General features: G+C 66.3%; 20 protein-coding genes and 1 tRNA gene. 9 read left to right on the plus strand and 12 right to left on the minus strand.

What is annotated here, in order from left to right; genetic code table 11:
* Window positions 1–45 precede the first annotated feature (45 nt).
* The 3 genes from FQV39_RS18055 (at window position 46) to FQV39_RS18065 (ending at window position 2,815) form a co-directional block, all read left to right on the plus strand.
* Window positions 46–270: a hypothetical protein gene (locus FQV39_RS18055; protein WP_149131546.1), complete on the plus strand. Its 225-nt coding sequence runs from the start codon at window positions 46–48 to the stop codon at window positions 268–270.
* A gap of 748 nt (window positions 271–1,018) precedes the next feature.
* Entirely contained in the window at window positions 1,019–1,273 is a 255-nt protein-coding gene (locus tag FQV39_RS18060) for a hypothetical protein (RefSeq protein WP_149131547.1), read from the plus strand.
* Window positions 1,274–1,567: 294 nt separating this feature from the next.
* A complete protein-coding gene (locus FQV39_RS18065) occupies window positions 1,568–2,815 on the plus strand; it encodes a flavin-dependent oxidoreductase (RefSeq protein ID WP_149131548.1) in 1,248 nt (415 codons plus the stop codon).
* A 155-nt stretch (window positions 2,816–2,970) separates the two neighbouring features.
* Here the strand turns inward: FQV39_RS18065 and FQV39_RS18070 are convergent, their stop codons facing one another.
* From FQV39_RS18070 to FQV39_RS18095, 6 genes are all read right to left on the minus strand, one after another.
* Complete coding sequence (locus tag FQV39_RS18070) at window positions 2,971–3,429, minus strand: cupin domain-containing protein (RefSeq protein ID WP_149131549.1); 459 nt, start codon at window positions 3,427–3,429, stop codon at window positions 2,971–2,973.
* Window positions 3,430–3,630: 201 nt separating this feature from the next.
* The gene (locus FQV39_RS18075; RefSeq protein ID WP_149131550.1) at window positions 3,631–4,329 is read right to left on the minus strand and encodes an ABC transporter ATP-binding protein; all 699 of its coding nucleotides are present in this window, start codon (window positions 4,327–4,329) and stop codon (window positions 3,631–3,633) included.
* A 2-nt stretch (window positions 4,330–4,331) separates the two neighbouring features.
* Window positions 4,332–5,081, minus strand: a complete 750-nt coding sequence (locus tag FQV39_RS18080) for an ABC transporter ATP-binding protein (protein ID WP_149131551.1) — start codon at window positions 5,079–5,081, stop codon at window positions 4,332–4,334.
* Window positions 5,074–6,063, minus strand: a complete 990-nt coding sequence (locus FQV39_RS18085; protein WP_149131552.1) for a branched-chain amino acid ABC transporter permease — start codon at window positions 6,061–6,063, stop codon at window positions 5,074–5,076. Before FQV39_RS18085 ends, FQV39_RS18080 begins: the two co-directional genes overlap by 8 nt.
* Window positions 6,060–6,986: a branched-chain amino acid ABC transporter permease gene (locus FQV39_RS18090; RefSeq protein WP_149131553.1), complete on the minus strand. Its 927-nt coding sequence runs from the start codon at window positions 6,984–6,986 to the stop codon at window positions 6,060–6,062. The genes FQV39_RS18085 and FQV39_RS18090 overlap by 4 nt, the downstream gene beginning before the upstream one ends.
* Window positions 6,987–7,104: 118 nt before the next feature.
* Complete coding sequence (locus FQV39_RS18095) at window positions 7,105–8,277, minus strand: ABC transporter substrate-binding protein (RefSeq protein ID WP_149131554.1); 1,173 nt, start codon at window positions 8,275–8,277, stop codon at window positions 7,105–7,107.
* A 449-nt stretch (window positions 8,278–8,726) separates the two neighbouring features.
* Here FQV39_RS18095 and FQV39_RS18100 point away from each other — a divergent pair, with 449 nt between their 5' ends.
* Window positions 8,727–9,284 (plus strand): L,D-transpeptidase, encoded by a 558-nt coding sequence (locus FQV39_RS18100; RefSeq protein ID WP_149131555.1) that lies wholly within the window; start codon window positions 8,727–8,729, stop codon window positions 9,282–9,284.
* 145 nt (window positions 9,285–9,429) lie between these two features.
* Here FQV39_RS18100 and FQV39_RS18105 read toward each other — a convergent pair whose 3' ends face one another.
* Both FQV39_RS18105 and FQV39_RS18110 read right to left on the minus strand, forming a co-directional pair.
* The gene (locus FQV39_RS18105) at window positions 9,430–9,693 is read right to left on the minus strand and encodes a hypothetical protein (RefSeq protein WP_149131556.1); all 264 of its coding nucleotides are present in this window, start codon (window positions 9,691–9,693) and stop codon (window positions 9,430–9,432) included.
* Window positions 9,694–9,859: 166 nt separating this feature from the next.
* Complete coding sequence (locus FQV39_RS18110) at window positions 9,860–10,057, minus strand: hypothetical protein (RefSeq protein ID WP_149131557.1); 198 nt, start codon at window positions 10,055–10,057, stop codon at window positions 9,860–9,862.
* A gap of 328 nt (window positions 10,058–10,385) precedes the next feature.
* Between FQV39_RS18110 and phhA the strand changes: the two genes are divergently transcribed.
* Entirely contained in the window at window positions 10,386–11,261 is an 876-nt protein-coding gene (phhA, locus tag FQV39_RS18115) for a phenylalanine 4-monooxygenase (RefSeq protein ID WP_149131558.1), read from the plus strand.
* A 140-nt stretch (window positions 11,262–11,401) separates the two neighbouring features.
* Here phhA and FQV39_RS18120 read toward each other — a convergent pair whose 3' ends face one another.
* The 3 genes from FQV39_RS18120 to FQV39_RS18130 form a co-directional block, all read right to left on the minus strand.
* On the minus strand, window positions 11,402–11,617 hold the full coding sequence (locus tag FQV39_RS18120; RefSeq protein ID WP_149131559.1) for a hypothetical protein: 216 nt from the start codon (window positions 11,615–11,617) through the stop codon (window positions 11,402–11,404).
* 201 nt (window positions 11,618–11,818) lie between these two features.
* Window positions 11,819–11,894: transfer RNA gene (locus FQV39_RS18125), tRNA-Ala, on the minus strand.
* A 168-nt stretch (window positions 11,895–12,062) separates the two neighbouring features.
* Window positions 12,063–12,455 carry a TIGR02300 family protein gene (locus tag FQV39_RS18130; RefSeq protein ID WP_149131560.1) on the minus strand — a complete coding sequence of 131 codons (393 nt, stop codon included), beginning with the start codon at window positions 12,453–12,455 and terminating at the stop codon, window positions 12,063–12,065.
* Between the two features lie 506 nt (window positions 12,456–12,961).
* On the opposite strand from FQV39_RS18130, the gene aroA reads away from it, so the two are divergent.
* From aroA to FQV39_RS18145, 3 genes are all read left to right on the plus strand, one after another.
* On the plus strand, window positions 12,962–14,305 hold the full coding sequence (gene aroA, locus FQV39_RS18135; RefSeq protein ID WP_149131561.1) for a 3-phosphoshikimate 1-carboxyvinyltransferase: 1,344 nt from the start codon (window positions 12,962–12,964) through the stop codon (window positions 14,303–14,305).
* A complete protein-coding gene (gene cmk, locus FQV39_RS18140) occupies window positions 14,302–14,949 on the plus strand; it encodes a (d)CMP kinase (protein WP_149131562.1) in 648 nt (215 codons plus the stop codon). The genes aroA and cmk overlap by 4 nt, the downstream gene beginning before the upstream one ends.
* A gap of 117 nt (window positions 14,950–15,066) precedes the next feature.
* The gene (locus FQV39_RS18145; RefSeq protein ID WP_149131563.1) at window positions 15,067–15,873 is read left to right on the plus strand and encodes a DUF1194 domain-containing protein; all 807 of its coding nucleotides are present in this window, start codon (window positions 15,067–15,069) and stop codon (window positions 15,871–15,873) included.
* Between the two features lie 151 nt (window positions 15,874–16,024).
* Here the strand turns inward: FQV39_RS18145 and hrpB are convergent, their stop codons facing one another.
* A complete protein-coding gene (gene hrpB / locus FQV39_RS18150; RefSeq protein WP_149133914.1) occupies window positions 16,025–18,529 on the minus strand; it encodes an ATP-dependent helicase HrpB in 2,505 nt (834 codons plus the stop codon).
* Window positions 18,530–18,708: 179 nt separating this feature from the next.
* Between hrpB and trpA the strand changes: the two genes are divergently transcribed.
* Entirely contained in the window at window positions 18,709–19,554 is an 846-nt protein-coding gene (gene trpA / locus FQV39_RS18155; RefSeq protein WP_149131564.1) for a tryptophan synthase subunit alpha, read from the plus strand.
* The last annotated feature ends 103 nt before the right edge of the window (window positions 19,555–19,657 follow it).

A 19,657-nucleotide genomic window follows, 5' to 3' on the forward strand; every position in this document is an offset into this window, starting at 1 on the left:
TCGGCGAGAAAGGGAACGAACCCAACCTCCGAAAGTTGAGTCGCCATGAAGAAGCTGATCATCCGCAACCCTGACGAATGCGTGGCCGCGACAAAGCGCGTCCAGGCATTGAGCGGTGCCGCATCGGGAAGCGAACAGGAGCGAGAGCTGAAAGCGCTCTCCGATGCGATCAAGGTCTACGAAGATTCGATCGCGATGATGCGCGGCGTTGGGCGGAAGGCCTCTGAACAGCCAGAAGAGGGCGTCTCCGACACCACCGGGCAAGAATGATGCCCGAAGCTCTCAAAATCCTCTGCCTTGGTAACGATTGACTCGTCGCGACAGCGCGGCCGTCATTCGCGCGCGCTCGGGCGGGGCCAGCCTTGGCCATGCCTCTATCGGCCCTTCCCCCAAATCCATTCGGAACAAGCACGCTGCATCGATGGTAGCGAGGCCGGGTCGATGACTTGGGGCTCGATCCGGGCAGATGCTTTCTCGGCGCCACCGCCCGAAACATTCCGGCAGCGATAACCCTGGGGATGCGTTCCTGGGAAAATCGATACAAAAGAAGGGGGCCGGGATAGGAAGGCCGGCTCCCTTCAGGTGGCGCGGTGCTAGGCTTATACGCCGCGCACTTAAATAACGCGGATGAGGTAGCGCAAGTTCCCTTTGGTGACGCTGGCGCTCCAGACGAAATTCTGATGGCCAGGCAGCCTTCCGCCGATCCGTTCGAGAAAATTGCGCTTCGTTCGACCGCCTCCGAGTTGATCTGTCTTCGAGGCCGAAACCGCGACGGTTCGATTCAGGAAAAGGCCTGGCCCGCCAGAGCAGGACCGGGAGTTCCTTACCCCCGCAAAAGCCCTGAAAAGATCATCTTCTGCGCTGGCCGGCTCAGCGAAAGCCTGCGGGGCGAAATCGCCAAAGTTGATTTGCTTTCGCCCCGAGACAGGCGCGTACTATCGGGCTCGCTGTCTCGATGCCGACGTTTGGGAACGACCGCTGCGGCGCCTGCGGGCGCCGCTAAGGCGGGGACGAGGCAATGTATTCCGGGAAAGGTACGCTCCTTCTGCGGGACGGGCGGCGGCTCCCGCTCTCCTACCAGTTTGGCAGCGACTACGACGATACCCGGGCTGGATACCTGTTCTGCGACACTTCGGACGTCGATCCGGCCGCGCTTTGCTACAGGCTGCGCGTGATATGCGAGGACGGCACCCAGATCGTCGTGGCAGTGATGCATTCCAGCGACCGATATCTCGCGGTCACGGGGCGAGTAGCGGCACCCGAAGCAGCGTAACCATCGAAAGGGCCCGATCCCTTTCGGAGATCGGGTCACGTTTGGAAGCGCTCCATAGGGCAAAGCGCGACCCGAAGGGTACAGCGCTTGAAGACTGCTCCCCACAGGTGATTGCCAAGACGAACAAATCACCGCGCTTTCCCAGATGACCCTACAGTACCCCGATGGAAAGGCGCTCATCGGATTGCCTTACGCATGCTCGGAGTCGGCGGCGAGGCGGCGCGACCGTCGACGATTGACAATGCAAACCCATATATTTCAAACTTAAAATATTAGACCCAGGGGAACGGGCGCATGCGGGTTATCATCGTTGGTGGCGGCATCGGCGGATTGACGTTGGCGCTGATGCTTCATGCGCGCGGGATCGCGGCGACGGTCTACGAACAGGCGGGCGAGATCCGCGAGGTCGGCGTCGGCATCAACACGCTGCCTCACGCCATTCGCGAGCTCGCCGATCTCGGCCTGCTGCCGGTGCTGGACGAGGCCGGCATCCGCACGCGCGAACTCATCTACATGAATCGCTTCGGGCAGGCAGTCTGGCGCGAGCCGCGCGGCCTGCACGCCGGCGCGCCGGTGCCGCAGTTCTCGATCCACCGTGGCCGGCTGCAGCGTGTCATCCGTGACGCCGTTGCGGAGCGCTTAGGCGAGGATGCGATCCGCACCGGCCGTCGGCTGCTCGGCTTCCTGCAGGACGAAGGCGGCGTCACCGCGCATTTCAGCGATGCGCGCTTCGGCGAGGCCGGAGAGACGGTGCGCGGCGATATCCTGATCGGCGCCGACGGCATCCACTCGGCCGTCCGTGCCTTCTATTTCCCGAACCAGGGGCCGCCGCGCTGGCAGGGCGTCCAGATGTGGCGCGGTGCCTGCGACTGGCCGATCTTCCTCGACGGCGAGAGCATGATCATCGCCGGCGGCATGGCCGGCAAGCTGGTGCTCTATCCGATCGGCAAGGGCACGACGGCAAAGACGCGGCTGACCAACTGGGTCGTCAACATTCGCAACGGCGATCCGGAGCGGCCGCCGCCGAAGGAAGCCTGGTCCAAGCCGGGACGCCTCGAGGACGTGCTTCCCTTCGCGCGCCGCTTCAGCGTGCCCGGCATGGATATCCTGGGGCTGATCCGCGCAACCTCGACCTTCTGGGAATATCCGATGTGCGACCGCGATCCGCTGCCGCGCTGGACGCATGGCCGCGTCACGCTGCTCGGCGACGCGGCGCACCCGATGTATCCGGTCGGCTCCAACGGCGCCTCGCAGGCAATCCTCGATGCGCGCTGCCTCGCCGATTGGCTGGTCAAGGCCGAGCATCCACGCCAGGCACTGGCCGCCTATGAGGCGCAACGCCTGCCGGCGACGGCGGAGGTCGTGGCGATGAACCGCGTCGGGGGGCCTGAACGGGTCATTGATGCCGTGGAGGCGCTGGCACCGAACGGCTTCGACGATGTCGAGCGCGTGCTCGGCTATGCCAAGCGCGAGCAGATCGTGAGATCCTATGCCGGCAAAGCAGGCTTTTCGGCCGAGCAGCTTGCGGCGCGGAAGAATTAATACCTGCCGCGTTTTCACCAACGCGGGTCATCCCGGCCGGAGCGAAGCGCAGAGCCGGGATCCATGCCCGGACCTTTCCTGGAAGCACTCCGGCATGGATCCCGGGTCAAGCCCGGGATGACGATGCGGTTCCGCGCAAAGCCTCAAGGCTGCAATCACACGCCCTCGGGCGGGGGCGGCAGGAAGTCGACCTCGTGCTTGGCCGAGAGCGCGACGACATCGGCCGGCTTCTGCTCGGCCATGGAATGGATGCCCCAGAACAGGTCGTAGAGCCGCGCCGTCGGCGAAACCCAGAACAGGCACTTCACCGTCGCGTCGCTCTTGTTGAACAGGCCATGCGGAATGTTGCGCGGCAGGCGGATCAGGTCGCCGGCCGTGGCGAAGCTCTCCTGCCCGTCAAGGACGAGATCGAGCCGGCCTTCCAGCATGTAGATGAACTCGTCCTGCGTGGTGTGGATATGCAGTGGCACGAAGGTGCCGGGCGGAAGCGTCGCGTGCCAGGAGAAGCTCTCCTCCGTCAGCGTCTTCGGCACATAAGTCTGGCCGAGGATGCTCCAGGAGATTCCGTCGAGGCCCTCATTGGCGCGCGTCACGCCGGCGGTCAGCGGTTTCATAGGTGCGCTTCCTTTCTGTTTGCGATCGGCTGATCTTAGAACACACCGTCATCCCGGACGCAGCGAAGCGGAGATCCGGGATCCATCGTCGAGCGCCTGCGCCCTTCGATGGATCCCGGCTCGACGCGGTTTTCGCCGCTTGGCCGGGATGACGGCGCGGGTTGGATATCCAAGGAACGGAACCTCGATTGTCGTCTGCCCTCAAAAATGCAGGAAGCGATCCTTCACGGCGCTGTCGCTGCGCAGCTCCGCGCTGCTGCCGCGCCAGACCACGCGCCCCTTTTCCAACACGATATGGCGGTCGGCGATCCTGACCAACGCATCGACGTTCTTGTCAATGACGAGGATCGATTCCCCTTCCGCCTTCAGCGCCGTCAGGCAGTTCCAGATCTCCTCGCGGATCAGAGGCGCGAGCCCCTCCGTCGCCTCGTCGAGGATGATCAGCCTGGGATTGGTCATCAGCGCCCGGCCGATCGCCAGCATCTGCTGCTCGCCGCCGGAAAGCTGGTTGCCGCGGTTCTCCCGCCTTTCCCTGAGGCGCGGAAAGAAGGCGTAGATCCGCTCCAGATCCCAGCGCTTCTTGCCGGAGCGGTCCGCGGCCGTGGCGATCAGGTTCTCCTCGACCGAGAGCGTCGGGAAGATCTGCCGGCCTTCCGGCACGAGGCCGATGCCAGCCTGCGCCATGCGGAAGGGCTGGGCGCCGGTCAGGTCACGGCCGCCGAAGGTGATGCGCCCGGCCCGTGCCGGCAGCAGCCCCATGATGGCGCGGACCGTCGTGGTCTTGCCCATGCCGTTGCGGCCGAGCAGCGTCACCACCTCGCCCTCGCCGACGGACAGATCGACACCGAACAGGATCTGCGCCTCGCCATAGCCGGCATCGAGGCCCTCGACGCTGAGCATCGCTAGCCCTCCTCGCCGAGATAGGCCTGCCGCACGGCCGGATCGGCCCTGACCGCCGCCGGCTCGCCCGAGGCGATCACCCCACCATAGACCAACACCGTGACGCGATCGGCCAACGCGAAGACGGCGCTCATATCGTGCTCGACCAGCAGCATGGCGAAGCGACCCTTGAGGCTCTTCAGCAGCGCGATCAGCCGTTCACCCTCCTCGTGGCCGACGCCGGCGAGCGGCTCGTCGAGCAGGATCAGCTTCGGCTGCAGGGTCAGCGCCATCGCGATCTCGAGCGCGCGCTTCTCGCCATGGGAGAGGCTGCCGGCCGGGGCATGGGCGCGGCCGGCGAGACCGACCGCTTCCAGCGCTTCCCAGGCAGAGGCATTGAGCGCTTCGTCGCGCGCCGCGTCGCGGAACATCGAGAGCGGATGAGCGCTCCGCGCCTGCACGCCGAGCGCGACATTTTCCAGCGCCGAGAGCGAAGCGATGGTCGAGGTGATCTGGAAGGTGCGGGCGAGCCCCGCCCTCGCCCGCTTCTGCGGCGGCATATGCGTCACGTCCGTGCCGCTGAACAGGATGGCGCCGGAATCCGGCCTCAGCATCCCGGAGATCTGGTGGACGAGCGTCGTCTTGCCGGCACCGTTGGGGCCGATCAGCGCGTGGAGCTCGCCGGGCGCGATGGTGAGGTCGACCCCGTTGGTCACCTTGAGCGCGCCGAAGGATTTGGCGAGCCCTTTCAGTGCAAGCGCCGGCTCAGCCATCGCGGCTCCCCCGAAGCTTGGCCATGAGGCCGGCGATGCCGCCGCGGGTGAACAGAACGAAGAGCACGATCAGCGGGCCGAAGATCGCCTTCCAGTTCTGCGTCAGCCCGGAGAGCACATCCTCCACGGCCAGGAGGGCGATCGCGCCGACGATCGCGCCATAGAGCGAACCGACGCCGCCGAGCACGACCATGAAGATCAGTTCGCCCGAGCGCTGCCAGGACATGAAGGCCGGGCTGACGAAATCGGTCTGGTTGGCGAGCAGGAAGCCTGAAATCCCCGCCATCATGCCGCTGATCACATAGGCACCGAGCCTGACGTGATCGACATCGTAGCCGGTGACCGTCACGCGCACGGCGTTCTCGCGCGCCGCCCGCAGCACGCGGCCGAAACGCGAGGCGACGAGCCGCCGTGCCAGCCAGTAGCAGACCGCCAGCGTGCCGAGCGCGATGTAGTAGAAGCCGGTGCGGTTGGCGAAGATCTCCCGCCCCAGGAACGTGCTCTTCTCGTAGAGCGTCAGCCCGTCGTCGCCGCCATAGGCCGAGAGCGCCTGGGCGAAATAGAAGGCCATCTGGCCGAAGGCGAGCGTGATCATGATGAAGGCGACGCCGCGCGTGCGCAGCGAGACATAGCCGGTCACGGCTGCGAAGACGGCGCAGACGATCAGGATCGCCGGCAGCGCGACCAACAGTTCGGTCTGGCCTTCGGTGATCAGGATGCCGGCGCCATAGGCGCCGATTCCGATGAAGGCGGCGTGGCCAAAGGAGACGAGGCCGCCAACGCCCAGAATGAGATCGAGCGAGAGCGCCGCGATCGCGAAGATCATCGCCCGCGTCACCAATGTCAGCCAGTGCGAGGGCAGGCCGAGCGCGGTCGCGAGGGGCAGCAGCGCCAGCAGGCCGAGGATGACGAGCGGCGCGAGCCGCCGCATCGCGGGCGCGGCTGGCCGCGCAATCGGGGAAGAGGTGGTCACCGCGCTCATGAGCGCCCCTTGGCCGGCAGCAGCCCCTCGGGCCGCACGAACAGCACCGCCGCCATGACCAGATAGATCAGCATCGAGGAGAGGGCCGCCCCCGTCGCGCGCGCCGAGGCGGGCGCCATGAACAACCGGAGCAGGTCGTTCATGAAGGAGCGGCCGAGCGTATCGACGAGGCCGACGATCAGCGCGCCGACGAAGGCGCCGCGGATCGAACCGATGCCGCCGACGACGATGACGACGAAGGCCAGGATCAACACCGTATCACCCATGCCGGGCTCGACGGAGAGGATCGGCGCCGCCATCACCCCGGCAAAGCCGGCGAGCATGGTGCCGAAGGCGAAGACGACCATGAACAGCTTGCGGATATCGACGCCCAGCGCCGAGACCATCGGCGCGTTCGAGGCCCCGGCCCTGAGCAGCATGCCGGTGCGCGTCTTCTCGACGACGAACCAGAGCAGGGCACCCACGCCCAGCCCCGCTCCGATCAGCGCAAAGCGATAGGTCGGATAGAGCACGCCGCCCAGCAGCTGGACATTGCCGGAGAGGAATTCCGGCACGGGCACCGAGAGCGGCGCCGCGCCCCAGATCATCTTCACCGCCTGGTTGAGCAGCAGGATCAGTCCGAAAGTGGCCAGCACCTGGTCGAGATGGTCGCGTTCGTAGAGATGCCGAAAGACCAGGAACTCGAAGGCAAGCCCAAGCAGCAGCGCGGCCGCTAGCGCGAGCACGAGCCCCAACATGAAGGAGCCGGTCAGGCCGACGAAGGTCACGGCGAGATAGGCGCCCAGCATGTATTGGACGCCATGGGCCAGGTTGATGAAATCCATCACGCCGAAGACCAGCGTCAGACCGGCCGCGACCAGGAACAGCAGGATGCCGAACTGGAGCCCGTTCAGGAGTTGGACGATCAGGAGGCTCGTGGTCATTGTCGGTCCTAATGTCAGGGCCGGGCACGGGACGTCTCGCCCGGGCGTGACCGGGGCATCCGTCGACGACGAGATCCTCGGGTCGAAGCGCTGCTTCGCCCGAGGATGACGCTTCGCGTCACTTCAACGCGCAATCCTTGGCGTGCGGATCGGCGTAGTCGGCAAACACCTTTTCCGCGATCTCGGTCTGGAACTTGCCGTCGGGCCGCTTGGCGACCTTGACGAGGTAGAAGTCCTGGATCGGGTAGCCGTTGGTGTTGAACTTGAACTTGCCGCGCAGCGAGGTGAAGTCGGCCTTCTTGATCGCCTCGCGCAGCTTGTCCTTATCGCCGGTGCCGCCAGCCGCCTTCACGGCGGCGTCGATCAGCATCGCGGCGTCATAGGCCTGCTGCGCATAGGAGCCCGGCACGATCTTGTAGGCGGCTTCATAAGCCTGGACGAACGCCTTGGTCTGCGGGTTATCCATGTTGGGCGCCCAGGTCATGCCGCCATAGAGTCCCACCGCCGCATCCTGCTGCGCCGGCAGGGTCGATTCATCGACCGTGAAGGCGGAGAGGAACGGGATCTTGCCCTGCAGGCCGGCCTGCGACCACTGCTTGACGAAGTTGACACCGAGGCCACCGGGCAGGAAGGCGAAGACGACATCCGGCTTGGAGGAGGCGATCTTGGCGAGGTCGGCCGAGAAATCCAACGCGTTCAGCGGCGCATAGACCTCGTCGACGATCTCGCCCTTGAAGTAGCGCTTGAAGCCGGCGAGCGAATCCTTACCGGCCTGATAGTTCGGCGCGATGATGTAGGCGGTCTTGTACTTCTGATCCTGCGCGTATTTGCCGAGAACCTCGTGCACCTGGTCGTTCTGGTAGGAGGTGACGAAGAAGTTCTTGTTGCAGGCTTTGCCGGCCATGGTCGAGGGGCCGGCATTCGGGCTGATCAGGAAGGCGCCGGAATCGAGGACGGGCTTGGCGATCGCGCCGAGGATGTTCGAAAAGACCGGGCCGACGACGAAAGCCGGCTTCTCGCTTTCGACATAGGTCCGCACCCGGTCGACCGCGACGTCGGGCTTCAGCTCATCATCGATCACGGTGATCTTGACCGGCACGCCGCCGAGCTTGCCGCCGTTCTTGTCGACCGCGAGCTGGAAGCCGTCGCGGACCTGCTGGCCGAGCGCCGCCCCGGGGCCGGTCAGCACGCTGACCACACCGATCTTCATCGGCTCCTGCGCCTGCGCGGACGCGATCGAAAATGCCAGCGCCCCGCAGCCCAGCGCGAGTGCGAATTTGAGTGTCGTCATCGATGCCCTCCCGGGACGAACGAGCGAAAAGGGGGCGCGGCCAGGTTCCCTCAAACTTCTATGGTTCGCGCCGGCGCATAATGTTTCAAGCTTAAAATATCTGCAAGGCCCATGGCGTGGAAATTTCGTGCGGCCCTGCCCATCCTCTTCTCATGCCGCTGCGCCGCAGCCGCCACCGCCTCCCAAGGTGAACTCTCGCAGCTTTGCACGAGCCGCGAATATCTCGACTATCCTTCGCCTTGGGCCGGGTGTCATCGTGTCATTCGTTGAACAACCCGTCGTCGCGCTCTTCCTCCCGTGGTCGTCGGCATGGTCAAACTGAACAGCCGAGACGGACTCTCGCAGCCGCGGCAGGAGAAGCTTCGGCCCTTCCGCCGGCCGCGGTCCCGACTTGACCTCATTTTCCGTCTTCCCCTTAAATCCGGATGGGGGGCGCCGCAGGGATCACCATGCTACGCGCCATTATTCTCGCCGCCGGGCTTCTCGCTGTTTCAGCGCCCGCCCATGCCTACAGCAATGCACTGAGCCGCGGTCTCGCGGATTTCCTCAATATCTTCAGCGAGCAGCCGATTCCGCGTCAGGTGGTGCCGTGGAACGGCACGCAGGCTCCCGGCACCGTCGTGATCTCGACAAGCCAGCGGCGGCTCTACTACGTCCTCGGCAGAGGCCAGGCACTGCGCTACGGCGTCGGCGTCGGGCGACAGGGCTTCAGCTGGTCCGGCACCAAGACCGTCTCGATGAAGCGCGAATGGCCGGATTGGCGGCCGCCGGCGCAGATGCTGAAGCGCCGGCCGGATCTACCGCGCTACATGGCGGGCGGGATGGACAATCCTCTCGGCGCGCGCGCGATCTATCTTGGATCGAGTCTCTACCGCATCCACGGATCGAACGAGCCGGACACGATCGGAGCCGCGGTCTCCTCGGGCTGCATCCGCATGACGAATCGCGACGTCATGGATCTCTACGACCGCGTCCGGCCCGGCACGAAGGTGGTGGTGCTTCGATAGGGCTGCCTGGCCAAGCCGAAGCCCACTTCAGCGCGCAGCATTCTGCCGCCAGAGCCACCAGGAGTAAGCCACGCTTCCGACGACCAGCAGGGCAAGCCCGCCGAGGCTGGCGGCAACCCGCTACCGCAGAATGGTCCATGCTGTCTCAAGGCTTCCTACTGTTATCGTCCCCGCCGATGCGGATCGCCTGGGCCATGCGTGGCGAAAGGGTCAATGTGCGGCCGGGGGCTGATGTTTCCGCAGCTGCACCCGTTGAGAACATGGTTGGCAACGCGCACACCGCCTTCGTCGTCGGCTCCTGATCAGAAACACGGGCGGCTAAGCTCGCCTGGATAACAATACCGGGCTCCGCGAGCGCCGGGTTTGAAAAGGCCACAACGATGGCGCTGATTGCAACGAGCCGTTGCATGGGTGCTCTCCGCATCTGACCCCGGTTCTTCAAACCGCGCAGAACGGGGCCAGGTTCCGAGTTCAGCTTCCACGGACAGCCCCGCCGGCCAGCCACGCCTGAATTCCCACCCGCCTGCGGGCGGCAATTTCATGTCCGGAGATGTCCATGGCGGCCGTCAAGCGCACTATCGAAAGGCTCGCGTGACGACCATGATCAGCAACTTGATAATGGAGTAGCCGAACATCAACAGGATGCCGCCAATCACGACCGCAGCAGCGGTCCTGATTATTCCAGTATCCTGAGAACCAAAGAGCGAACACCACCAGGCGATGAAGTTCACGAACCAGCCGAGTTCGGAGTTGTCAGTCAAAACCTGACTCATGGTGCCCGCCAAACTGGAGCTGAACAGCTGGCACGCTAACACGCGCCCCAGATGCGCTCAATTCGAAGCAATTCTGAGCGGGCAGCCCGAACGGCCGACCGGCGCCCGAGAACATCGCCAAATTCCCGACGGTGCTCTGACCGACGCTTGCGGGGCGGGCGCCGGGGAGGATCGCAGCTCCGCACCTTTCATGTCCTTCGCGCCCGGCCGCCAAAGGGGTATTCTAGTTTCGCTCCCGGCGCTGCCGGATCTGCGAGGCCATGTCGGGCGTTATGGCGATGCATAGCCTCGCAGCCGAAGTTGGGGCCGGCTCTCAGGAGTAAACGCCATGTCCGGACATGCTCTTTTGACCGCGCAAACGGTCGAGGACTGCATCATCCACCAGGGCTGGGAGCGCTACACCCCCGAGGACCACGCCATCTGGGGCGTGCTGTTCGAGCGTCAGCAGCGGACCCTGAAAGGCCATGTCTGCCAGGAATATCTCGACGGCCTTGCAGCGCTCGGCATCGGCCCCGAAGGCGTGCCGAATTTCGCGCGCATGAACGAGCGGCTGCGGCGGCTGACCGGCTGGGAGGTGGTGGCGGTGCCCGGGCTCATCCCGTCGCGTCCCTTCTTCCAGATGCTGGCCAACCGCCAGTTTCCGGCCGGCACCTTCATCCGCAGCCGCGAGCAGCTCGACTATCTGGAGGAGCCCGACATCTTCCACGATGTCTTCGGCCACGTGCCGCTGCTGACCAATCCCGCCTATGCCGACTACATGAACGAATATGGCCGCATCGGGCTCGTCGCCGTCGAGACCAAGGGGGTGAAGTTCCTCGCCCGCCTCAACTGGTACACCATCGAATTCGGGCTGATCCGCAAGCCCGAGGGCATCCGCATCTACGGCGCCGGCATCGTCTCGTCCTTCGGCGAGGCAAAATATGTGGTGGACGACCCCTCCGCCCACCACCTGGCCTTCAATCTCGAGCGTGTGCTGCGCACCGGCTATTACATCGACGATTTCCAGGCGACCTATTTCGTCATCGACCGCTTCGAGGACCTGTTCGATCTGCTCAGGGGCACCGATTTCACCACCCGTTTCGATGAACTGCGCGCCCTGCCGGCCCATACGCCCTTCGAGATCCTGCCGCAGGACGTGGTCATCAGGAAAGGCACCGGCCATTTCTGGCGCGATTTTCCAGCAGCGAAGACGAAGCTGAAGTGAGGGCTTTCGGTCGCCGATCCGCTTGCGATAGGGCTGGCTCGACCAATCGAACTCGTCGCTGCCTACCGCTCAGCCCAGCAACTCATCAGCGCGCTCCTGCGCCGCGGCAAGTTGCTCTCCATTGCGAATCAGCAAGCGCGTCATCCCGTGAACTTCGGGTCATGCCGGCCGTCCCAGATCTTTACTGCTTTCTTGAGCGCGCTCATTTCAGCCTCTTCGTCTTCAGAGCGCTCGCCAGCACCCAAAGCCTTCAGGCGGCCGAGAGCAAGCGCGTAATCTTCCCGCGATTCGATCTCAAATTTCGACTTCGGTTCGCTTGGCCTCTCACCTTGCGGATGGCTTGCCGTCACCTTCATCGGTCGATCCTCCTTGCAGGAGAACGATCCTGGTCCATCAACGTTCCGACGTGGCTGGGCTCGCGCGTTAGCTGCGGCAATTTGTTGTTTCGGCCTGTTACAGGCCGAACCGAACCGCGCAATATGTTGGGGTAGAAGTTGGCGCAGCGCTCAAGCGCCCATCCGAAACGCCAATAGGATCAGCTATTTACGGATGAGATTTGGTGGAGCCAGGCGGAATCGAACCGCCGACCTCTTGAATGCCATTCAAGCGCTCTCCCAACTGAGCTATGGCCCCACACACGACGACCGAGTTGGGAATCGGCCGTCAAAACCAGGTCTTTCGAACCGCCTCGGCGGTTCCGTCCGGGCCGCCGTCCGGCGACGCAGCGCTCTATAGGCGGCCCGGGCTGAAGACACAAGCGCTTAATGTCGCCTTGTCGTCATCTTTTTTCGAGGCTGTGGATCAGTTGTCCTCGTCGCCCTCGATATCCCCGTCGATCAGGTCGGAGACGTCGTCGTCGCCTTCCTCATCCTCCTCGAGGAAGGTGTCGTCATCCTCGCCGCCGATGTCGTCCTCGACCTCGATGTCGTCCTCGGTGGTGACGACGGCGTCCTTCTCCGACGCTTCCGCATCGGCTTCGTCGAGCGAAACGAGTTCGACCGCGCTATCGGTAGCCTCGGTCTCGTCCTCCTCCTCGGCCGCCGGCTTGCTCGGCGCCTTGGCCTGTGGATCGAACATCGTCCGCGGATAAGCCTGCCCCGTATAGGGCGAGACGATGGGATCCTTGTTCAAATCATAGAACTTGCGCCCCGTGACCGGGCAAACGCGCTTCGTTCCGAGTTCCGGTTTCGCCACTGCGTCGGACCCTTCAACCATCATGTTCTGAAAAACAGGCGCGTCCGTTAGTCGGGGCGGACGGCCCTGTCAAATATTGATTTGAGCCATGCGGCAACTGCGCGCAAGAGGGTGACCGTTTCACCTGCCCGCCAGGCGGCGATGCCGGGGCAATCGCTTGAAAAGTTTTCTCGCCCTTGTCGAAGCGCGCAAGCCCTCCCCCCGCTTCCCCATGTCGGCTGTTGCCGACATGGGCAGATATTGCAGGAAGTCGGAAACATCCGACTTCCTGTGGGGAGGGTTGGGTGGGGCGGTGCCGCTTGGCGCTGACTTGGAAGAATGGCCGAGCCCTGCTTTGCTGCCCCCCATCCCTAGCCCTTCCCCACCGCAAGCGGGGGGAAGGGAAGGCGCACTTCCTTCAAGCGATCGCCCTGACGGCGACGCAACCGCGCATTGGCGCGCCTCGTGCGGGCATGCTAGGGCGGGCGCGCATTCCCTGTTTGCCCGAGCTCAGAGACCCCGATCCCGTGTCCCACGACCACGAACCCGTTCCCGTCACCGCCCGCGCCGAAGGTCCGCTCAAGGGCCGCGTCCGGGTGCCCGGCGACAAGTCGATCTCGCACCGGGCGATGATCTTCGGCCTGCTGGCGATCGGCGAGACCAAGGTCACCGGCCTGCTCGAGGGCGAGGACGTGATGCGCACCGCCGCCGCGGCGCGGGCGCTCGGCGCGATCGTCCATCACGATGGCCCGGGAGCGTGGCGCGTGCAGGGCGTCGGCGTCGGTGGCCTGCACGAACCGGCCGACGTGCTCGATTTCGGCAATGCCGGCACCGGCTCGCGGCTGATGATGGGCGTCTGCGGCTCGCACCCGATCACCACGACCTTCGATGGCGACGCCTCGCTGCGCAAGCGGCCGATGCGGCGCATCCTCGACCCGCTGGAGCAGATGGGCACGGTCGTCGTCTCGCAGCAGGAAGGCGGGCGCGTGCCGCTGACCCTGCGCGGGCCGAAGGAGGCGATCCCGATCGTCTACCGCCCGCCGGTCGCCTCGGCCCAGATCAAGTCTGCCGTGCTGCTCGCCGCCCTCGCCGCGCCGGGCGAGACGACCGTGATCGAGGCGGAGGCGACGCGCGACCACACCGAGAAAATGCTGGCTCATTTCGGAGCCGAAATCATCGTGACGCCGGAAGGCGAACATGGCCGGCGCATCGTGCTGAAGGGCCAGCCGGAGCTGCAGGCCGCACCGATCGTGGTGCCGGCGGACCCCTCCTCCGCCGCCTTCCCACTGGTCGCGGGCTTGATCGTGCCGGGCTCCGACATCCTGATCGAAAGCGTGATGACCAATCCGCTGCGCTCGGGCCTGCTGACGACGCTGCTCGAGATGGGCGCCGACATCACCATCGAGCGCGAAGCGAACGAGGGTGGCGAAACGGTCGCCGACCTGCGCGTGCGGGCCTCGAGCCTGAAGGGCGTGACCGTGCCGCCTGAGCGCGCACCGTCGATGATCGACGAGTACCCGGTGCTGGCGGTGGCGGCGTCCTTCGCCCACGGCACGACACGGATGCGTGGATTGCAGGAGTTGCGCGTCAAGGAATCGGATCGCCTCGCGGCGGTGGAGGCCGGGCTGAAGGCGGCCGGCGTCACCTGCGCCATCGAGGGCGACGACCTGATCGTCGAGGGCTCCGGCGGCGGGCCGGTGCGCGGCGGCGGGCCGATCGCGACCCATCTCGACCACCGCATCGCAATGAGCTTCCTGGTCATGGGTCTGGCGACGCAGCAGCCGGTCGTGGTCGATGACGGGCTGATGATCGCGACGAGCTTCCCGAGCTTCGTGTCCCTGATGAACGGCCTCGGAGGCCGGATCGGATGAGCCCCGGCAAGGGCGGCCTCGTCATCGCCGTCGACGGCCCGGCGGCCTCCGGCAAGGGCACGCTGGCGCGCCGGCTCGCGGCACATTACGGCTTGCCCTATCTCGACACCGGCCTGCTCTACCGGATGGTGGCGCGCGCCATGCTCGACACCGACCACGACATCCGCGATGCCGCGGCAGCCGAGCAGATCGTCAACAGCTTCGACGAGACCGCCTTTCCGGAAGACCGGCTGCGCGGCCGCGAGATCGGCGAGGCAGCGTCCGTTGTCGCGGCCATGCCGGCCGTGCGAGCCGGCTTGCTCGCAAGGCAGCGGCGTTTCGCGGCGCAGACCGGCGGCGCCGTGCTCGACGGGCGCGACATCGGCACGGTGATCTGCCCGGAGGCGCCTGCCAAGCTCTTCGTCACTGCGACGCCCGAGGTGCGCGCCGCCCGCCGGCACAAGGAGCTGGTCGAGCGTGGCGAGGCCGTGACCTTCGACGGCATCCTGGCCGATATCCGCCGGCGCGACGCCCGCGATTCGGGGCGAAGCGACGCCCCGCTCAAGGCGGCGGACGATGCCGTCACGCTCGACACCTCAGCGCTTACCGTCGAGGAAGCCGTCGCGGCCGCGATCGGCATCGTCGAGGGCCGCCGCGCCGCCTGACGGCCCCTTCCTCGCGCATTTGCTATCGAAACAGGCGCGGTTCGCCGGCTTTTCCGTCTTGGCGATCGCCATGACCGGGCGCACACTCCTCTCCCCGACAGGATGACGGAGGTGGCGATGCGGCACTGGCTGTACGGTCTCTCATGTCTGGCAGCGGCGTCGCTCTGGCAGCCCGCCCTGCCCCGGGCCCAGACGGCAGGCGCTCCGCCCGAGGAAGTCGACGTCGCGCTCGTGCTCGCGGTCGACGTCTCCTATTCGATGGATCTCGACGAGCTCGCCCTGCAGCGCAACGGCTATATCGAGGCTTTCCGCTCGAAACAGCTCCACGACGCCATCGCCAAGGGCGCGATCGGCAAGATCGCCGTGACCTATTTCGAATGGGCCGGCAGCACCTTCCAATACGTCGTGCGGCCGTGGAAGGTGATCGATGGGCCTGCCGCGGCCATCGCCTTTGCCGAGGAGCTGGGTGAGGCGCCGACGCGGCGCGGGCGACGCACCTCGATCTCGGGGGCGATCGATCTCGGCGTGCAAATGCTCGAACAGGCCAATGTCGCTGCGATACGACGCGTCATCGACATCTCCGGCGACGGCGCCAACAATGACGGGCGGCCGGTCACCACAGCACGCGACGAGGCCGACGCCAAGGGCATCGCCATCAACGGCCTGCCGGTGATGCTGAAGCAGGCCGGCTATTTCGACATCGACAATCTCGACGTCTACTACAAGGACTGCGTCGTCACCGGCATCGGCGCCTTCGTCATCCCGATCCGGGAGAAGAGCCAGTTCGTCGAGGCGACCAAGACCAAGCTGCTGCGCGAGATCGCCGAGGCGCCGGCCGATGCGACCATTCACAAGGCACAGGCGGGCGACACGGCCTCCTGCCTCGCCGGCGAACGGCAATGGCGCGATCGCATGGGGAATTGAGTACGCGTCCTCCCCACCGTCATTCCGGGCGCAGCGAAGCGTAGACCCGGAATCCATGCCTGAATCTTCTGCGGGAAGCGCTCCGGCATGGATCCCGGATCGGCGCCGCCGACGCGGCTTGTCCGGGATGACCGCGCCTTCTGCGGAAAGCTCACGTCCCGCGTGGCTTGGCCCGCGTCGTCGGCAGGGCAGCGGCGGGGTCGTCCGGCCAGAGATGGCGCGGATAGCGTCCCTTCATCTCCGATTTCACTGTGGCCCAGGAGCCGCGCCAGAAGCCGGGCAGATCACGCGTCACCTGGATCGGCCGATGGGCCGGGGAGAGCAGCTCCAGCACCAGCGGCACCCGCCCGCCGGCCAAGGCAGGATGCGTCGCGAGCCCGTAGAGTTCCTGCACGCGCACCGAAATGGTCGGCCCGGCTTCTGCTGCATAGTCGACTGCGAGCGACGAACCTGTCGGCGCGGTGAAATGGGTCGGCGCCTCGGCATCGAGCCGGCGCTTCAACTCCCAAGGCAGCAGGCTTGCCAGCGCGGCATCGAGATCGGAAGGCTGGATCGAAGCGAGCGAGGCGCGGCCGACGAGATGCGGCGCCAGCCAGAGTTCGGGCTCCCGCGCGAGCCCCTCGTCCGACAGGTCGGGCCAGTTTTCCTCCGGTTCCGCCTTGCGCAGGAAGGCTGCGCGCTCGCGTAGCTGGTTCTGCCCCTTGGTCCAGGGCAGGAGGCCGATGTCGAGCGACGCGATGCCCTTGGCCAGCGCCTCGGCATTCTCGGGCGTATCCGCAACGGAGAGCGGCCGCTCGGACAAAGAGAGCCCGCCATAGCGGCGCACCGCGCGAACCCGCAGGGCGCGGGCCGTTCGGTCAAAATTCGCCTCCTCCCGCTCCATGATGGCAAAGGGCGCAAGCCCATGGGAGACGAGCGCAGCGACCTCGGCTTCGGTGATCGCGGCGGCGGCCATGATGCGGGCCTGCTGGGCCGCACCGGTCATTTCCGCGACGACGATATAGGGCTCGCGCGCCAGACGCTGCGACGGTTCCAGCGCGCCACCACGACCATTGGCGAGGAGATATTGCCCGGAGCCCGGCGAGCGGGCCTTGGCGACCCGGTCCGGATAGGCGAAGGCGAGCAGAAGCCCGGCCGAAAGCGGTTCGCCGGCTTCAGCCCGATCCTTGCGAGCGCTTCGCTCGGCGGTTCGTGCCCAGCCTTCAGCAAGGCGGCGCATGTCGCCGGCCCGACCGCCGCGCTCGCGACTGAGCCGCTCCAGCCTTTCAGCCAGATCGACGGCATCGCCACCGAGACCGCGCTCGACCAGCACGGCGGCGAGCTCGGCGGCGGCGTCCGCCTGCCCGAAACGTGCGGCCGCCACGACCATGCGGGCGAGCCGTGGCGGCAAGGGCAGTGACTGCAGGGCGCGGCCATCTGGCGTGATGCGGCCATCGGCAGCGAGCGCGCCGATATTGCCCAGCAGGGCGCGGGCTTCCTTGAGGGCGGGCGCAGGTGGCGGATCAAGGAAAGCCAGCGTCGTCGGGTCGCCGACGCCCCAGGCGGCACAATCGAGCAATAGCGGGCTCAGATCGGCGGAGAGGATCTCGGGCCGGGCGAAGGCTTCGAGCGCGCCGGTCGCCGCCTCCTCCCAAAGGCGATAGCAGACACCCGGCTCGGTGCGCCCGGCGCGGCCACGGCGCTGATCGGCTGCGGCGCGGCTGACGCGGCGGGTCTCCAGCCGGGTCACACCGATATCCGGCTCGTAGACCGGCACGCGGGCGAGGCCGGAATCGATGACCACGCGCACGCCCTCGATGGTCAGCGAGGTCTCCGCGATGGCCGTCGCCAGCACGACCTTGCGCTTGCCAAGCGGTGCCGGCAGCACGGCGCGATCCTGATCACGCTGATCGAGCGCGCCGTAGAGCGGCGCGAGTTCCACCGCAGGATCGCGCAATTTCTCGCGCAGGCGCTCCTCGACGCGGCGGATCTCGCCCTGCCCCGGCAAGAAGACGAGCTGCGAACCCGGCTGCTCGTTGAGCGCCAGCTGAATCGTCTCTGTGACCTGATCCTCGATGCGCTTCAACGGATCGCGCCCGCGATAGCGCGTCTCGATCGGGAAGGCGCGCCCCTCGCTCTCGATGACCGGCGCATCGCCGAGCAGCTTCGCGACACGCGCGCCGTCGAGCGTCGCGGACATGACGAGGAGACGCAGATCCTCACGCAGGCCGCCCTGCGCGTCGAGCGCAAGCGCCAGGCCGAAATCGGCATCGAGCGAGCGTTCGTGAAACTCGTCGAAGAGCACGGCCGCGACGCCCTCCAGCGCCGGGTCGTCGAGAATCATCCGGGCGAAGACGCCCTCGGTGACGACCTCGATGCGCGTCTTCGGCCCGATCTTGGAGCCGAGGCGCACGCGCAGGCCGACCGTCTCGCCGACCCGTTCTCCCAGTGTCTGCGCCATCCGGTTCGCCGCACCGCGCGCCGCCAGGCGCCGCGGCTCGAGCAGGATGAGCTTGCCGCCCTTGGTCCATGGCTCGTCGAGCAGAGCGAGCGGCACGCGCGTGGTCTTGCCGGCGCCCGGAGGGGCGACGAGGACGGCGTTCGGCCGCGCCCGCAGGGCGGCAGCGAGATCGCCGAGAACGGCATCGATCGGGAGGGCGGTGTCGAAGGCGCGCATGCCCGGCCGATGTGGCGCAGGCTCGCCCTGTGCGCAAGCCACTCGCCAGCCCGCGCGCGTCATGATCGATCGCCAAGCGCCCTGCCGGACGCAAAATGGCGATCTATCTCTTTGCCCTCGCATCGGATTTGCCGAAAAGTGGCTTCCACTTTTCGGTCCGATGCTTTAACCGCAGGCGCATGACAGAGACCGGCCAGACTCGCATCCAGAACCGCTTCCAGGCCTGCGCCCGCGAGGGGCGGGCGGCGCTCGTGACCTTCGTCACCGCCGGCGACCCCGATTTCGCGACGGCGAGCGCCATCCTCGCGGCCCTGCCCGAAGCCGGTGCCGACGTGATCGAGCTCGGCGTGCCCTTCACCGACCCGATGGCGGACGGGGTGCCGGTCCAGCTCGCCGGGCAGCGCGCGCTCAAGGCCGGCCAGACGCTGCGCAAGACACTCGCCATGGTCGAGAGCTTCCGCAAGGCGGGTCACGACACGCCGATCGTGCTGATGGGCTACTACAATCCGATCTATGTCTATGGCGTCGAAGCCTTCCTGGCCGAGGCGCGCCGCGTCGGCGTCGATGGCCTCATCGTCGTCGATCTGCCGCCGGAAGAGGACGAAGAACTCTGCCTGCCGGCGCTGAAGGCGGGCGTCTCCTTCATCCGCCTCGCTACCCCGACGACCGACGACAAGCGCCTGCCGAAGGTGCTGCAGAACACCTCGGGCTTCGTCTACTACGTCTCGATGACCGGCGTGACCGGCGGCGCCATTGCCGATTATGGCGCGGTCGGCGATGCGGTCACCCGCATCAAGCGCCATACCGACCTGCCCGTCGCGGTCGGCTTCGGCGTGAAGACCGCGGCCGATGCCGCCACCATTGCCAAGGGCGCGGACGGCGTCGTCGTCGGCTCGGCGCTTGTGGAGCGCGTGCGGCTGTCGCTCGACAGCGAGGGCAAGGCCACGGAAAAGACGGTTTCGGCTGTCACCTCGCTGGTCAGCGAACTCGCCCAGGGCGTCCGCTCGGCGGCCAAGGCGGCCTGAGGCCGGTTTCATTCACGGTCGCGTCGCTTGCCCGCCGGCAGGCGCGACCCCATTTTCGGCGTGACGGCGCCTCGGCGCTGAAAGCCCATCAGGGATTCATCCG

The organism is Bosea sp. F3-2, from assembly GCF_008253865.1.
Classification (GTDB): domain Bacteria; phylum Pseudomonadota; class Alphaproteobacteria; order Rhizobiales; family Beijerinckiaceae; genus Allobosea.